The sequence below is a fragment of the Arthrobacter sp. TJ-270 genome (assembly GCF_058269075.1).
In genome coordinates this window covers 111,846-126,608 of record NZ_JBZCNB010000004.1, presented here as the reverse complement: position 1 = coordinate 126,608, position 14,763 = coordinate 111,846, and the positions used below count along the sequence as shown (strand labels likewise).

Annotated in this window: 15 protein-coding genes; 5 read left to right on the top strand and 10 right to left on the bottom strand. The window is 64.4% G+C overall.

Going from position 1 to position 14,763, the window contains the following annotated elements; genetic code table 11:
* The first annotated feature begins 20 nt into the window (after positions 1-20).
* Positions 21-1,268 carry a glucose-1-phosphate adenylyltransferase gene (gene glgC / locus AC4D2M_RS09645; RefSeq protein WP_490891776.1) on the top strand — a complete coding sequence of 416 codons (1,248 nt, stop codon included), beginning with the start codon at positions 21-23 and terminating at the stop codon, positions 1,266-1,268.
* Between the two features lie 47 nt (positions 1,269-1,315).
* Here glgC and AC4D2M_RS09640 read toward each other — a convergent pair whose 3' ends face one another.
* The 3 genes from AC4D2M_RS09640 to AC4D2M_RS09630 are packed head-to-tail and all read right to left on the bottom strand — an operon-like array spanning position 1,316 to position 4,684.
* Positions 1,316-2,167 (bottom strand): transglutaminase family protein, encoded by an 852-nt coding sequence (locus tag AC4D2M_RS09640; protein ID WP_490891528.1) that lies wholly within the window; start codon positions 2,165-2,167, stop codon positions 1,316-1,318.
* Complete coding sequence (locus AC4D2M_RS09635) at positions 2,164-3,090, bottom strand: alpha-E domain-containing protein (RefSeq protein ID WP_490891527.1); 927 nt, start codon at positions 3,088-3,090, stop codon at positions 2,164-2,166. Before AC4D2M_RS09635 ends, AC4D2M_RS09640 begins: the two co-directional genes overlap by 4 nt.
* Entirely contained in the window at positions 3,083-4,684 is a 1,602-nt protein-coding gene (locus tag AC4D2M_RS09630) for a circularly permuted type 2 ATP-grasp protein (RefSeq protein WP_490891526.1), read from the bottom strand. Before AC4D2M_RS09630 ends, AC4D2M_RS09635 begins: the two co-directional genes overlap by 8 nt.
* Positions 4,685-4,802: 118 nt before the next feature.
* Between AC4D2M_RS09630 and pepN the strand changes: the two genes are divergently transcribed.
* Positions 4,803-7,469, top strand: a complete 2,667-nt coding sequence (pepN, locus tag AC4D2M_RS09625) for an aminopeptidase N (RefSeq protein WP_490891525.1) — start codon at positions 4,803-4,805, stop codon at positions 7,467-7,469.
* Here the strand turns inward: pepN and lplAB are convergent.
* The 5 genes from lplAB to AC4D2M_RS09600 form a co-directional block, all read right to left on the bottom strand.
* Positions 7,404-8,477 carry a lipoate-protein ligase LplAB gene (lplAB, locus tag AC4D2M_RS09620; protein ID WP_490891524.1) on the bottom strand — a complete coding sequence of 358 codons (1,074 nt, stop codon included), beginning with the start codon at positions 8,475-8,477 and terminating at the stop codon, positions 7,404-7,406. The two genes, pepN and lplAB, sit on opposite strands and share 66 nt — an antisense overlap.
* A gap of 95 nt (positions 8,478-8,572) precedes the next feature.
* Positions 8,573-8,827, bottom strand: coding sequence for a type B 50S ribosomal protein L31 (locus AC4D2M_RS09615; protein ID WP_490891523.1), 255 nt, complete (start codon positions 8,825-8,827; stop codon positions 8,573-8,575).
* Between the two features lie 123 nt (positions 8,828-8,950).
* Positions 8,951-9,745, bottom strand: coding sequence for a TrmH family RNA methyltransferase (locus AC4D2M_RS09610; protein ID WP_490891522.1), 795 nt, complete (start codon positions 9,743-9,745; stop codon positions 8,951-8,953).
* A gap of 19 nt (positions 9,746-9,764) precedes the next feature.
* Entirely contained in the window at positions 9,765-10,541 is a 777-nt protein-coding gene (locus AC4D2M_RS09605) for a sulfite exporter TauE/SafE family protein (protein WP_490891521.1), read from the bottom strand.
* A gap of 17 nt (positions 10,542-10,558) precedes the next feature.
* Positions 10,559-11,344 (bottom strand): ABC transporter ATP-binding protein, encoded by a 786-nt coding sequence (locus AC4D2M_RS09600; RefSeq protein ID WP_490891520.1) that lies wholly within the window; start codon positions 11,342-11,344, stop codon positions 10,559-10,561.
* A gap of 156 nt (positions 11,345-11,500) precedes the next feature.
* On the opposite strand from AC4D2M_RS09600, the gene serB reads away from it, so the two are divergent.
* Positions 11,501-12,382: a phosphoserine phosphatase SerB gene (gene serB / locus AC4D2M_RS09595; protein WP_490891519.1), complete on the top strand. Its 882-nt coding sequence runs from the start codon at positions 11,501-11,503 to the stop codon at positions 12,380-12,382.
* Positions 12,383-12,411: 29 nt separating this feature from the next.
* Here serB and AC4D2M_RS09590 read toward each other — a convergent pair whose 3' ends face one another.
* Both AC4D2M_RS09590 and AC4D2M_RS09585 read right to left on the bottom strand, forming a co-directional pair.
* A complete protein-coding gene (locus AC4D2M_RS09590) occupies positions 12,412-13,155 on the bottom strand; it encodes an SDR family oxidoreductase (protein WP_490891518.1) in 744 nt (247 codons plus the stop codon).
* 74 nt (positions 13,156-13,229) lie between these two features.
* Entirely contained in the window at positions 13,230-13,973 is a 744-nt protein-coding gene (locus AC4D2M_RS09585; protein ID WP_490891517.1) for a beta-ketoacyl-ACP reductase, read from the bottom strand.
* Positions 13,974-14,087: 114 nt separating this feature from the next.
* Between AC4D2M_RS09585 and AC4D2M_RS09580 the strand changes: the two genes are divergently transcribed.
* Both AC4D2M_RS09580 and AC4D2M_RS09575 read left to right on the top strand, forming a co-directional pair.
* A complete protein-coding gene (locus tag AC4D2M_RS09580; protein WP_490891516.1) occupies positions 14,088-14,498 on the top strand; it encodes a DUF3099 domain-containing protein in 411 nt (136 codons plus the stop codon).
* Positions 14,495-14,761, top strand: a complete 267-nt coding sequence (locus AC4D2M_RS09575; protein WP_490891514.1) for a hypothetical protein — start codon at positions 14,495-14,497, stop codon at positions 14,759-14,761. The genes AC4D2M_RS09580 and AC4D2M_RS09575 overlap by 4 nt, the downstream gene beginning before the upstream one ends.
* Positions 14,762-14,763: the final 2 nt, after the last annotated feature.

Here is a 14,763-nt window from a genome sequence, read left to right as displayed (position 1 = left end):
CAAGGACGAGCGGAAGGGGAATAACCGTGGCAGCCAAAAAAGTGCTCGCGGTGGTAATGGCAGGCGGCGAAGGAAAACGGCTCATGCCGCTTACAGCGGACCGGGCAAAACCCGCAGTTCCGTTCGCCGGAAGCTACCGCCTGATAGATTTCGCCCTGTCCAATGTGGTCAACTCCGGCTACCTGCAGATTGTAGTGCTCACTCAGTACAAGTCGCACAGCCTGGACCGGCACATCTCCGAGACCTGGCGGATGTCCACCCAGTTGCAGCAGTACATCGCGTCTGTGCCCGCCCAGCAGCGGCGGGGCAAGAGCTGGTTCCTGGGCAGCGCCAACGCCATCTACCAGTCCCTGAACCTGATCCACGATGCCCGCCCGGACATCGTGGTCGTGATCGGCGCCGACCACGTCTACCGGATGGATTTCGAGCAGATGGTCCAGGCGCACATCAAGAGCGGTGCCTCGGTGAGCGTCGCGGCAGTGCGCCAGCCGCTGCACCTCGCCGACCAGTTCGGCGTGATCGAGGTCGATTCGAAGGACCCCGGCCGCATCTCTGCCTTCGTTGAAAAGCCCTCCTCCACGCCGGGTCTTCCCGATGACCCGGACAGTTTCCTGGCCTCCATGGGTAACTATGTGTTCAACACCGATGCGCTGATCGAGGCGTTGGAGATCGACGCCGCACGACTGAACACCAAACATGACATGGGCGGCGACATCATTCCGCACTTCGTGGAGCGTGGGGATGCGGCCGTGTATGACTTCACCACCAACGACATTCCCGGCTCAACCGACCGGGACAGCCAGTACTGGCGCGACGTCGGGACGCTCGACTCCTACTACGACGCCACCATGGACCTCATCACTCCACTGCCGCTGTTCAACCTCTACAACCTTGAGTGGCCCATCTACACCCGCCAGAGCATCTCCCCGCCCGCCAAGTTCGTGCGCAGCGCCACGGGCGTCTCGGGGGTTGCACACGATTCCATCGTGTCCAACGGCGTGGTCATCTCGGGCGGCTCCGTGCAGGGGTCGGTTCTGGCCACGGATGTGTTCGTCGATGAAGAGGCGGACGTGACCGGTTCGGTGCTGCTGGATCACGTGACGATCGGTGCAGGAGCAGTGGTTCACAAGGCGATCATCGACAAAAACGTCTACGTTCCGCCGGGCGCAAAGATCGGTATCGACCGCGAGCTCGACCTCAGCCGAGGCTTTACGGTAACCGATTCAGGTCTTACCATCCTCAGCAAGGGCCAGGTGGTGGAGGGTTAACCGGAGAACCGGTACCCCCACCGCCGGGCATCCGGCACTCCGTCCGGTCAGACGACGCGGGTGATCTCAACCGTCACGTTGAGAGTCGACCCGCCGCCGCCGGAGAGGATCCCCTTCAGCGGCGAGACATCGCGGTAATCACGGCCGCGGGCAACTGAAACGTGGAAGTCGCTTACCGGGCCGCTGTTGGTCGGATCCCAGCCGCGCCATTCGCCGTCCCACCACTCGACCCAGGCGTGTGACTGGCCGGCTACCGCTTCGCCGACGGCCGCAGTCCTGCGCGGGTGGAGATACCCCGAGATGTACCGGGCCGGAATGCCGAGGCTCCGCAGCGCTCCGATCGCAACGTGTGCAAGGTCCTGGCAGACGCCCTGGCGTTCGGCCCACGCTTCACGCGCGTTGGACTGCACACCGGTGACCCCCTGCACGTACTGCATCTCACCCTTGAGCCAGTCGAAGACCGAATGCGCGGCGGCATGCGGATCCTGCCCCGCGACGACATCCTTCACCAGGGCGCGAATCTCAGCGTCCGGCTCAGTCAGGTGTGTGTCGGGAAGCCAATCGGCGAAGTCGTTTACGACGGCGTCAGAGCGCAGCTGCTCCCAGCTCGTCACTTCCTCCGGAGACGGGATGCGTTCGGTACGGCTCACCTCGACCAGCGTCCTGGCGGATACCTCCAGCCGGTCGTGCGGAACGTGCACGTCGAACGAGGTGACACGGGTTCCCCAGTAGTCACGGTAGGTGGCCATCGAGGCGCCGGACGGATTGAGGGCGATGGTGGACTCGAGCACCACCTGCTGCGAATCAGTCAGCGGCGTCATGCGCGCTTCGTTGTAGGACAGCGACACACGGCGCAGGTAGTCGTAACCGGTCCGGTGTTCAATCAGCAAGCGGGTCATGAGACCTCCCCAACCCAGGACAGCTCCGCTTCCTGCGAGAAGTATGTGCGCGAGACGGCATCGGAGGCACGTGCGCACGCTTTCTGGACTCTTTCCATATGCTCGGGCAACTCCAGCATCAGGTCATCCGTCTGGTGGAATTCGAGGAAAGTACGTGCCTGGCCGACGATGCGGCTGGCGTCGTTGATGAAGCCGACGCGCTGGTAGGCGGGATTCAGGTTCGTCAGGCATTTCTCGGCGTCGCTCAGTGCATAAACGATCGAGCGCGGGAACAGCCGGTCCAGGAGCAGGAACTGCGCTGCGTGCTGCTCGCCGAAGGAGGCGCGCCGGGTGCGGAGGAAGGACTCGTATGCGCCGGCACAGCGCAGCATGTTCACCCAGGACAAACCGGATGCATGGACGTCCCGTGTCGAGAGCATTCGGGCGGTCATGTCCGCCCGTTCGAGGCTCCTTCCCAAAACAAGGAACTGCCAGCTCTCGTCATGGCTCATGGTGGTGTCCGAAAGCCCTCGAACCATGGCGGTGCGTTCAATGACCCAGTGACAGAAGCGGTAGGTGCCCACCACGTCCTTCCGGTGCTGGGTCAGCCCGTACCAGGTGGTGTTCAGGCCTTCCCATACGCTGCCCGATACCGTCTCCCTGGCTCGGCGCGCATTCTCGCGTGCGGCGCCGAGGGCACCGGCAATCGAGGTGGTGCTGCTCCGGTCGAACGCCAGCGCTTCAAGTAGCTCGGGCAGGCCGAAGTCCTCGGAATCGGGGCGGCTACCCATGACTCCGAGCAGCTGGCGTGAGACGTCCCGCTGGACGGGACGCGGCATCTGGTTCAGCCGCTCAAGGTGGACGTCGAGGATCCGGGCGGTGCCGTCAGCACGCTCGACGTACCGACCAATCCAGAACAGGGACTCTGCGATTCGGCTAAGCATCGGCCGGCACCTCTCCCTCGCCATTGTGCTGCTGTTGCTGTTGCTGTTGCTGTTGCTCCGGCTGCCGATCCCGCCAGCCGGACTCAACGGGCCAGACGCTGACCCGCTCCTGTCGGGGCTCCACTTCCGAAGGAGCCGGGGCGCTGTCCGACTGGCCGTCGACCACCCAGGTGTCCTTAGACCCGCCACCCTGGCTCGAGTTCACGATGAGGGAGCCCTCCTTCATCGCCACCCGCGTCAGCCCGCCGGGAAGGACCCACACGTTCTCGCCGTCGTTCACGGCAAAGGGACGCAGATCGACGTGGCGGGGACTGAACTGCCCACCGGACATGGTGGGCACCGTGGAAAGCTGCAGGACAGGCTGGGCAATCCAGCCTCGCGGGTCCGCGAGGATGCGGCCGCGGAGGGCCTCGAGCTCATCTGCCGACGCGTCGGGGCCGATGACCAGACCCTTGCCGCCGGATCCGTCCACCGGCTTCACGACCAGTTCGTCGAGCCGATCGAGCACCTCCTCGCGGGCTTCCGGCTCCTCGAGACGGAACGTATCAACGTTGGCGATAATCGGCTCTTCGCTGAGGTAGTAGCGGATCAAGTCCGGCACGTAGGTGTAGACCAGCTTGTCATCGGCGACGCCGTTGCCTACCGCGTTCGCGATGGTCACCATGCCGGCACGCGCCGCATTGACTATCCCGGGACAGCCAAGGACGGAATCCGCGCGGAACTGCAGCGGGTCGAGGAACTCGTCGTCGATGCGTTTGTAGATCACGTCCACACGCTGTTCGCCGGCGGTCGTGCGCATGTACACCCGGTTGCCTCTGCAGATGAGGTCTCGCCCCTCGACCAGTTCCACCCCCATGAGCCCGGCCAGTAGTGTGTGTTCGAAATATGCCGAATTGAAGACGCCCGGCGTAAGCACGACGACGGTTGGATCCTCCACCCCCGGCGGCGCCGTTTTCCGCAGGGCGGCGAGCAGGCGGCGAGGATATTCCTCGACAGGGCGGATGTGCTGCTGGCCGAACGCTTCAGGCAGGCCCTTGGCCATGGCGCGCCGGTTCTCCAGCACGTAGCTCACGCCACTGGGCACCCGGACGTTGTCCTCGAGAACGCGGAAAGTGCCCTCGTCATCGCGCACCACGTCGATACCGGAAATGTGTACGCGCACCCCGCCCGCGGGGTCGAAGCCGGCCGCCTCCCGGTGGAAATGTGCCGACGAGGTGATCAGGCGACGGGGAATGACGCCGTCGCTCACCACGGTCATCTTGTCGTAGATATCGTTCAGGAACGCTTCGAGCGCGCGGACCCGCTGGGCGACGCCGCGCTCAAGCTCCTCCCAGTCCGAACCAGCGATGACCCGCGGCACGATATCGAGCGGGAAAGGCCGCTCCTCCCCCGCGAAATCGAACGTCACGCCACGGTCGAGGAAGGTCCGCGCCATCGAATCCGCCCGAGCGGTCACGTCCGCAAGGTTGAGCTCCCCGAGGGCGGCCGCCACGGGCCGATACTCGGCGCGCGCCTGGTTCACGCCGTCGAACATTTCGTCATAGGCGACAGAACGGCGGGCGGCGGTTGCGTAGTCTGCAAAGAGCTCGGACATGGCTCCACATTGCCATGCATCGGGCGCGAATACCTACCGGCACGGTGTACAGCCGTGTCATGAACAGGCCGCCCCATCCGGTCGGCCCGTGCCGCGCGGGCCGTGGTTGAATAAACCGGTGCACAACGAGAATCTGCGTCGCGATGAGGCGGCGGGCCGGTCAGCAATCATCAGCATCCACAGCTACGACGTCACTCTGGACCTGCGCACGGCCGAGGACAATGAGAGCACCGGGTTCGCTTCTCGAACAGTCCTGACCTTTGCATGTTCATCGCCCGGCGCCGACACGTTCCTCGACTTCATCCACTCCGGCGTGGACGCGGTCACCCTCAACGGCACTTCCCTGGACCCGGCTGAAGCAGTCGACGGAGCACGCATCGTTCTGCCCAACCTGGCGGCGCACAACACGGTGGTCGTCGAGGGAACGGCACTCTACAGCCGCAGCGGTGAAGGGATGCACCGTTTCCAGGACCCCGCCGACGGTGCCACCTACCTCTACACCCAGTACGAACCGGCCGACGCACGCCGCGTCTTCGCATGCTTCGAACAGCCCGATCTCAAGGCATCGTTCACTTTCCACGTTCGCGCTCCCGCTTCGTGGACCGTTGCGTCGAACGGGGCCGAAAGCGCTTGTGACCAACACGACGACGGCTCAGCCACCTGGCACTTCCAGCCGACCGAGCGCATTTCCACCTACATCACGACCGTGCTGGCCGGCCCGTACGCCTCCGTGACGGACGAATGGACCGGCATCGTCGGCGACGGCCAGGTGCTGACCATTCCGTTATCCCTCTTCTGTCGGCGGTCGCTGAGCGACCACCTCGACGCGGTGCGCATCTTCGACACCACCCGGCGCGGACTCACCTACTTCCACGACCTGTTCCGCTATCCCTACCCGTTCGGCAAGTACGATCAGGCGTTCGTCCCGGAATACAACCTCGGCGCCATGGAAAACCCCGGTCTGGTGACCTTCACCGAGTCCTACGTGTTCACATCGCGGGCGACCCACGCCCAGTACGAGGCACGCGACAACACGATCATGCACGAAATGGCGCACATGTGGTTCGGCGACCTCGTGACCATGACCTGGTGGGATGACCTGTGGCTGAAGGAATCATTCGCCGACTTCATGGGCGCGCTCGCCGTTGCCGAGGCACTCGATTCGGCCACGTCCTGGGTCACCTTCGCTACCCGCAGGAAGGGATGGGCGTATCTTCAGGACCAGCTGCCGTCCACCCATCCGATCGTCGCCGACATCGTCGACCTGGAGGCGGCGAAGCTCAACTTCGACGGCATCACCTATGCCAAGGGCGCGTCGGTGCTCAAACAGCTTGTCGCCTTCGCCGGGTTCGACGCATTTGCCTCCGCGGCGCAGTCCTACTTTCGCAATCACGCCTTCTCGAATACGACGCTCAACGACCTCCTGGCGGCACTGAGCGCCGCCTCGGACCGGGACATGTCGGACTGGGCGCAGCGGTGGCTGCAGACCTCCGGAGTGCCTCAGCTCACGGCCGAGGTGGAAACCGACGACGACGGCGTGTACACCTCAGTGGCGGTACTCCAGGAGGCGCGTGACCCGGTCACTTTCAACGCCGCCCCGCGCCCGCACAGTGTCCGCGTGGGGCTCTACTCCCTGGACCCGAACGGCCGCCTGCTACGCACCGGCTCCCACAGCGTCCTGGTGGACGGGGACCGCACCGAAATCGCCGCACTCGTGGGACTCCCGCAACCCGATCTGCTGCTCATCAACGACGACGACCTCACCTACGCGAAGCTCGTGTTCGATGAGCGTTCCCTTGCGACGCTCCTGTCATCGGCCGATCGACTTGAGGAACCATTGGCGAGGGCAGTATGCCTGGCCGCGCTGTGGTCTTCGACCCGGGACGCCCTGCTAAGCGCAGCGGACTACGTGGAGGCGGTGGAGCGGACAGCGCCCGGCGAAGAGGCCATCGGAATTCTTCAACAACTGCTGCAAAACGCGCGGCAGGCAATCGAACGCTTCGCACCTGCGACAGTGCGGCCGGCCCTGCGCGAGCGGTTCGCAGCCTTCCTGGTGGACGGTTTGAGGACCGCCGAACCCGGTTCCGACCATCAACTGGTGTGGGCGCGGGCCCTCGCTGCCATCACCCGGAAAACCGCAACGCACGGGCCTCTGTTGCGTGCACTGCTTGAGGGGACAAACCCGGTTGAGGGCCTGACGATTGACGACGAACTGGGATGGCAGTTCTGGCAGGCCCTCTCCGCCCAGAACCTGGCAACGGTCGATGAGCTTGAAGCTGCGCTGCAGCGCGACCATACTGCGTCGGGACGTACCGGCTTCACCACCGCCTGCACCGCGTTTCCCAACGCTGCTGTCAAGGCCAAGGCCTGGAAGGAGGCGGTGTTCGGGAATCGTCTGTCCAACGAGCTTCTCAGCGCCACCATCACCGGCTTCAAGGAGGGTCCCGCATCGCTGCATGAACCGTACGTGGATGCTTACTTCCGGGAGATTGACCGTGTCTGGCGCGAACTGCCGATCGAGATGTCGGCCCGGATTGTGCGCGGACTGTATCCGGGCGACCAGGACCTCGAGGCAGGCAGCGCACCGGAGGCCCACCCGGTTCTGGTCCTGACTGACTCCTGGCTCAACGAACATGCTGATGCTCCGCAGTCGCTGCGGCGCATTGTGCTGGAGGAGCGCGATCATCTGGTGCGCGCACTGCGCGCCCAGGCAGCCGACTCAGGGAACCCTGAAGAGCCACTCGTTGGTTCCGAACTTCTCTTCCACCAGCGACTCCGCCGCTGAAATCTCCGCGGGTTGCAGTGTTCCATCCACCGCCCCGTAGCGTTCGCGGAAGGTATCGCTGAGCACACGGATGATCTCTTCCCGGGCAAGTCCGGTCTGCCGGCGGAGTGGGTCTACCCGCTTCTTGGCGCTCTTGATTCCCTTGTCCGAAAGTTTCTCGCGCCCGATCCGCAGCACCTCGAGCATCTTGTCCGCGTCTATGTCGTACGACATCGTCACGTGATGCAGCATCCCGCCATTGCCCAGCCGCTTCTGTGCAGCGCCGCCGATCTTGCCGAGATCCGTCGCGATGTCGTTCAGCGGCTGGTACCACGCGGAGATGCCGATCTTTTTCAGCCCTTCCATCACCCAGTCGTCGAGGAACGGGTAGGAATCAGCGAAGCTCATTCCGTCCACAAGCGATTGCGGAAGGTAGAGCGAGTAGGTGATGGCGTTTCCGTGCTCCATGAACATAGCTCCCCCGCCGCTGATGCGGCGGACCAGGCTCACGCCGTGGCGACGGACGGCGTCGGCGTCGACCTCGTTGCGCACGGACTGGAAGCTGCCGATCACCACCGACGGGCTTTCCCACTCCCAGAAGCGCAGCGTCGGGTTCCTCTGACCCGTACCCACCTCACGGGTCAGCACTTCGTCCATGGCAACGTGCATCGCCGTCGGGAGCGGGGTGGGACCGATGATTTCCCACTGATGGTCCGCCCACGCGGAGGCCTTTCCGACTGCGCGCCGGAGGGCCGTGGCTACTGCTTCAGGAGAGAAGCCGAACAGTTGGGCATCCGGGCGCAACCCCTGCCTGATCGCTGCTGCAAGGTCACCTGGCGGCGTCCCGGCGGGCAGGCCCTCGAGGGCGGCATTTATATCGTCGAGGGCCTCGTCCGGCTCCAGGAAGAAATCCCCGTTCACCGATACCCCGCTAAGTCTGTCCTCGACGACGTCGACGTCGACCACGACCAGCTTGCCGCCGGGGACCTTGTATTCCCCGTGGTGCCCCCGCATGGGCGCCTGCTCCATAATCTTCCCGCTCCCTGGTTCGGTTACATGGGCTTAAACTACTGGGCCCGAACCGGATATTCCGGTTCGGGCCCAGTAGTAAACCACAGGACGAACTACTTCTTGCCGAAGCCCTTGAAGCGCTGGTTGAAGCGCTCGACGCGGCCGGCCGAGTCCATGATGCGCTGCTTGCCGGTGTAGAACGGGTGCGACTCCGAAGAGATTTCCACCTCTACCAGCGGGTAGGTGTTGCCGTCCTCCCATTCGACCGTCTTGTCAGAGGTGACGGTTGAGCGGGTCAGGAAAGACTTCTCAGAAGCGAGGTCGCGGAAAACGACCGATGCGTACTTGGGGTGGATTTCAGACTTCATAGTGGTACCTTCTGTAGTTGCCTGGATTTTGCCAGACACCGGTGGTTTTGAAAGTTGGCGGCCCTTGGGCCAGCAACCAACTCTACCGCACGCGCGCCGGAACAGCGAAAGCCCCGCTGGTGGTCAACCCGCGACCGGTCGGCATTCCCAGAAAGCGACGGCGCCTGCCGCCGCCACGTTGAGCGAATCCACTGCCGGGTTCATAGGGATGCGGACGCTGAGGTCCGATTCTTCGAGGGTCTGCCGTGACAGGCCCTCGCCCTCCGTCCCAAGAATGAGTGCCAGCCGGTCGGGGTTCCGCCGGGACAGCTCCTGCAGCTCGATCGACCGGGGCTCAAGGGCCAGCGCCGCCACCAGGAACCCGAAACGGCGCAGGGACACGATACTCCCCGGCCAGGATTCCAGCCTCACCCAGGGGACCTGGAAAACAGTCCCCATGCTCACCCGGATCGCTCTGCGGTACAGGGGGTCAGCGCAGCGCGGCGTCACGAGCACCGCGTCCACTCCGAGCGCCGCAGCTGAACGGAAAACCGCTCCGAGGTTGGTGTGGTCCACCATGTCCTCGAGGACGGCTACGCGATGCGCGTTCTGCAGCACATCGTCCAGTTGAAGCGGGGCAGGGCGGTTCATGGCCGCCAGTGCTCCGCGGTGGAGATGGAAGCCGGTGATGTCCTCCAGAACCGACTCAGAGCCGACGTATGCCGGCACATCGGGGAAACGGGCGAGGACATCCTCGAGATCCGGCAGCCATTTGTCCGTCAGGAAGAAGGACCGTGGCGTGTGTCCGGCGTCGATGGCGCGCCGGAGGACCTTAGTGCTCTCGGCGATGTAGAGACCCTCCGCCGGCTCCCGGCGCCTGCGAAGCTGGGTGTCCGTGAGGCCGGTGTAGTCGCTGACCCGTGGGTCTGATGCGTCCACGAGACGCTCCAGCGGCACGCTAGCTCACCAGCCGCGCGATCATCGTGTAAAGAGCCACCAGCCCGAGCACCACGATGACGCTCCTCAGCACGACCGGAGAAAGCCGCCTTCCGACTTTCGAACCGATGATCCCGCCGATGAGCGATCCGACAGCGATGAGCAGGACCACCCACCACACGATCCGGTCGAAGGCGAAAATCATGTAGGAGATTGCGGCGATCAGGTTTACGCCCAGCACGAGGACGTTCTTCATCGCGTTGGCTGCCTGCATGGTGCCGTGCAGGAAGACACCCAGGATGCCCACCAGAAGGATGCCCTGCGCCGCCACGAAGTACCCGCCGTAGACTCCGGCCAGGAATACGAGCACGGTCAGGGCCAGTGGATGGGAGCGGGTGGGCGGCTTCACTTCAGCACGGCGCCGCACCCAGCGCTGGAGTTTGGGCTGGAAAATCACGAAGCCGAGAGCCACCACGATCAGGAACGGCGCGACAATCTCGAAGACAGTGTCCGGAAGATTGAGGAGCAGCGCTGCACCGGTGATGCCGCCGATCAGCGAGGCGGGCAGCAGTGCCGCGAGTGTGCGTCCGTTGCCTTTCAGCTCCTCGCGGTACCCCCATGCACCGGAAACGTTTCCGGCCACGAGTCCCATGGCGTTGCTGATGGTGGCGGTCACCGGTGCGTAGCCGAGGGCAACCAGGATTGGGAAGGTCACGAGCGTTCCCGAACCCACGATGGTATTGATGGTTCCGGCCCACAGGCCTCCAAGCAGGATCAGCCCATCGTGCAGTAGGTCCACGAAGGTGTTACCCCGCGCTAGGGCCGCGCGACGGCGCTGTATCGGCCGTCCCGCTGGGTGACCTCAAGGGGCATGTCGAACGCATGACTCAAGTGTTCCGCCACCAGTACCTCGCTGATGGGCCCCGCTGCCACTACCGCACCTTCGCGCATCAGCATGGCGTGCGTGAAACCGGGCGGCACTTCCTCGAGATGGTGGGTCACCAGGACGATCGCAGGCGACTCCTCATCCGCGGCCAGTTCACTGAGCCGGGCGACCAGGTCTTCACGCCCGGCGAGATCCAGACCGGCTGCAGGTTCATCGAGGAGCAGGAGCTCCGGGTCCACCATCAGCGCCCGTGCAATCTGGACGCGCTTGCGTTCGCCCTCGCTCAGGGATGCGAAAGGCCTGTTCATGAACGTGGCTACACCCCAGGCGTCAAGCAGCCGGAAGGCGCGGCGCTCGTCCACCCTCTCGTACTGTTCACGCCAGCGGCCGGTTACACCATAGGAGGCCGTCACCACGACATTGAGAACCGTTTCGTGTTCCGGAATCTGCGAGGCCAGCGCTGCGGAGGCCAGACCGATGCGCGGGCGCAACTCGAACACGTCGACGGCACCGAGCACCTCATCGAGAATCCCCGCCACGCCGCGGGTGGGATGGATCCGCGCGCCGGCGACCTGCAGCAGGGTAGTCTTCCCCGCACCGTTGGGCCCCATGACCACCCAGCGCTCGCCTTCCCGGACCTGCCAGTCAACGTCATCCAGGAGCGCTTTCCCTCCGCGGACAAGGCTCACCCCGGAGAGTTCCAGAACATCACTCATGACAGTAGACACTAGGCCAAGAGGTGCCCTGAACGTTAAATGGGCCGCGAACAGACGCCGGCTCCCCGGGGCCGGTGAGTCGGCGGTTTCACGGCCGCCGGGCCGGGCACCATAATGACAGGTGAAAGTCAGCTCTACGAAAGGCCGTTGGCGCACGTGACCGAGATGTTCAGGGTGGTCAGCTTCGGCACCCACCTGGAGGAATCCCACCGCTCGAAAATGCGCCGCGCGCTGCAGGCAACGGGCGCCGTCGTCGTCGGAGAAAACAATGACGACGCCGGCAGGTACCAGGTCGCAAGCCTCACTGTCAGTTCCGACGACGGCATCGACACGCTGCGGACTGCGGTTGCCCCGCTGGTGTCGGACGAGATCGGCATCGCCGTTGTGCCCCCGGCGCTCCTCGGCGAGGGAACCAAGCTGCTCATCATGGATGTCGACTCCACGCTCATCAAGCAGGAGGTCATTGAGCTCCTCGCAGCCCATGCCGGCCGGGAGGCGGAAGTCGCTGCGGTCACGGAGTCCGCGATGCGCGGTGAACTCGATTTTGCGCAGAGCTTGCACGCCCGGGTGGCGGTGCTTGCCGGGCTCGCGGAAAACGTCATCGACGACGTCGGGACCCGGATAGAGCTGAGCGAGGGTGCGGAGCACCTTGTGGAGGCATTCCTGAGTGCGGGGCATCTCGTAGCGGTCGTTTCCGGCGGATTCAGCCAGATTCTTGAACCGCTGGCTGCGCGGCTCAAGCTGACGCATGCAAAGGCCAACGAGCTCGGTGTGGATGCCGGAACGCTGACGGGTTCGGTGATCGGCCCCGTCGTTGACCGGGCGGAGAAGGAGCGCTGCCTTCAGACCTGGGCTGAGGCGGCCGGCATACCGCTTGAGCGCACGGTCGCGGTGGGCGACGGCGCCAATGACCTCGACATGCTGGCCGCGGCGGGGCTTGGCGTTGCGTTCAACGCCAAGCCCGCTGTCCGGGCCGCTGCGGATGTTGCGGTCAACTTCCCGTACCTGGATGTGGTCCGCCACTTCGTGCGGCTGTAGACATCTCTGACCGGAAGCGGCGGGTATAGCTAGCGCGCGAAGTGCTCTGCGCCGCCCACGTACTCGGTGTGACCGGTGGGAACGTCCGCGGTGGCCATGGCGACGATTTCCGCCGCGAATTCCTCGACGGTGTACAGACGCCCGGCTTCCTGCCTGCGTGCCTCGATGGCGCCGGGAGCGGCGCGGTCGAGCAGCGTGGCGGTAACGGTGCCCTCGATCATGTCGCCGGAAACCACGACGAAACTGATGCCCCGTTCGGTCAGCGCAGGAATCATGTCCCGGAGGGCGTCCTCACCGGCCCGCTTGCTGCGTGCAACAGGTTCGTAGGCATCCATCGTGGCAACGGAGTTGATGAAGTGCGCCTGGTGGCTCGTGACGAAGACCACGCGGGAACCCGCGGGCATCACCTCAAGCGCAGCGCTGAGCATGCCTACCTGTGCGTCCCGGTTCAGCTTGAGCGCGTAGTCCTCGCCGAGGCCGGTTTCCATTCCGCCGGAAGCGTTGAGCACCAGCAGGTTGAGCCCGCCGAAATTCTGCACCGCTGCATCGACCAGAGCCTGGGCGCCGTCCGGCGCTGTGAGGTCCGCCCCGACAGCAACGGCCCGGCCGCCGGCGGTCTCAATTCCGGCTACCACCTTGTTGGCACGGGGCGCCTTCTGCCGATAATTGACGACGACGGCGACACCCTGCTCAGCGAGCAGCTTCGCCACCTCCGCGCCGATTCCGCGGGAGGATCCCGTGACGATTGCCGTTGTACTGTCCAGTGCGCCCATGTGTGGGAGCCTCCTTGATTCGTTTCTGCCTGTAGCTTCTGAAGATCGGTGAGCGGCTTAGCCTCTCAGTGGAGTCAGTGGCCCATTCCGAGTCCACCGTCCACGGGGATGACCGCACCGGAGATATAAGCTGCTTCGTCGCTGGCAACCCATCGGACAACGTTCGCGACCTCGTCTGCTTCTGCGAAGCGGCCTGCCGGGATGGAGGAACGGTAGTTCTCCTGGGTTTCGGGCGGAAGGGCGGCCGTCATGTCCGTGTTGATGAAGCCCGGAGCAACCACGTTGCAGGTGATCCCGCGTGACCCGAGCTCGCGGGTCAGGGAGCGTGCAATTCCGACAAGCCCGGCCTTGGAAGCGGAATAGTTGATCTGCCCCGGTGCTCCATAGAGCCCGGAGACGGACGAGATGAGGACGATCCGGCCGGTGCGGTGGCGGACCATCCCCCTGCAGGCCCGCTTGATCACGCGGAAAGCCCCGGTGAGGTTGGTGTCGATGACGTCCGTGAAGTCTGTCTCGCTCATGCGCAGCAGGAGGGTGTCCCGGGTGATGCCGGCGTTGGCTACGAGCACCTCAACCGTGCCGTGGGCATCCTCGACCTCGCGGAAGGCCGCGTCGATCTGCTCGGCGTCCGTGACATCGGCCTTTACCCCCAGCATGCCCTCGGGAACTTCCCCGCTGCGGTAGGTGATTGCCACACGGTCACCGTTAGCCAGGAAAGACTGGGCAATCGCCAGTCCGATGCCGCGGTTACCCCCCGTCACCAGGACGCAGCGTCCGGTCTTCTCTTCGGGCGTTCCAGCGGTGTCTTGTTCCTGCACGGAGGGTCCTTTCGGATGGGCGGTGCCTGCGTCCGTTCGATCCTAACGGCGAAGCCGGGAACTTTAACAACGGCTAACGGAGTGAGACAATATAAGAGTCCCCTTTGGAGTGTCATGATCAAGCTGAGCCATCAGTCCAAGCGCCGCCCGGAAGTCCATAACATCAGTGATGCCCGAGAGGCGCACAGTGATGAGATGCGTCAGCGCATGATCAAGTATTCGGTCTCCATGGGGATCCGCATGATCTGCCTGATCCTCGTCTTCGTGGTGGAGGGCTGGCTGCAGTGGGTGATGATCGCGGGCGCGGTGTTCCTGCCCTATTTCGCGGTGATCATCGCGAACGGCGGAAGTGACACCAGTAATCTGGCCCACAGCGACTCATTGCTGGACCGTGCACCGGCGCCGGAACTGGAGTCACCCCAACCCGTGGCCCAGAACGAGGAGTTCGTCACGCTGGAGGGTGAGATCATCCCGGAAGAACCAGATACTGACCAGCAAGCACAGGAGAAGGAAGGGACCACGTGAGCATTTTCGACCAGTTGCCCGGCACAGCCCCTTCAGCGGCGGCAGCTTCCAGTGCGAACGGAGACCCCATCTGCTCGCGCAAGGCGTGCGGGCAGAACGCGTCCTGGCAGCTCCTCTGGAACAACCCCCGTATTCACACGCCGGAACGCAGGAAAGTATGGCTGGCCTGCACTGAACACCGCGAGTGGCTTCAGGAATACCTCACGACCCGGGGCCTCTGGAAGCAGACGCTGCCCCTGGAAGGCAGTACGGCGCCGTCGTGAAC

What these genes read in the sequence shown, in the direction of transcription:
- AC4D2M_RS09600 (WP_490891520.1), bottom strand. Translation starts at nt 11,344, where the DNA reads ATGAGTGATGTTCTGGAACTCTCCGGGGTGAGCCTTGTCCGCGGAGGG.
- AC4D2M_RS09640 (WP_490891528.1), bottom strand. Translation starts at nt 2,167, where the DNA reads ATGACCCGCTTGCTGATTGAACACCGGACCGGTTACGACTACCTGCGC.
- AC4D2M_RS09580 (WP_490891516.1), top strand. Translation starts at nt 14,088, where the DNA reads ATGATCAAGCTGAGCCATCAGTCCAAGCGCCGCCCGGAAGTCCATAAC.
- AC4D2M_RS09635 (WP_490891527.1), bottom strand. Translation starts at nt 3,090, where the DNA reads ATGCTTAGCCGAATCGCAGAGTCCCTGTTCTGGATTGGTCGGTACGTC.
- AC4D2M_RS09615 (WP_490891523.1), bottom strand. Translation starts at nt 8,827, where the DNA reads ATGAAGTCTGAAATCCACCCCAAGTACGCATCGGTCGTTTTCCGCGAC.
- AC4D2M_RS09590 (WP_490891518.1), bottom strand. Translation starts at nt 13,155, where the DNA reads ATGGGCGCACTGGACAGTACAACGGCAATCGTCACGGGATCCTCCCGC.
- lplAB (WP_490891524.1), bottom strand. Translation starts at nt 8,477, where the DNA reads ATGGAGCAGGCGCCCATGCGGGGGCACCACGGGGAATACAAGGTCCCC.
- AC4D2M_RS09630 (WP_490891526.1), bottom strand. Translation starts at nt 4,684, where the DNA reads ATGTCCGAGCTCTTTGCAGACTACGCAACCGCCGCCCGCCGTTCTGTC.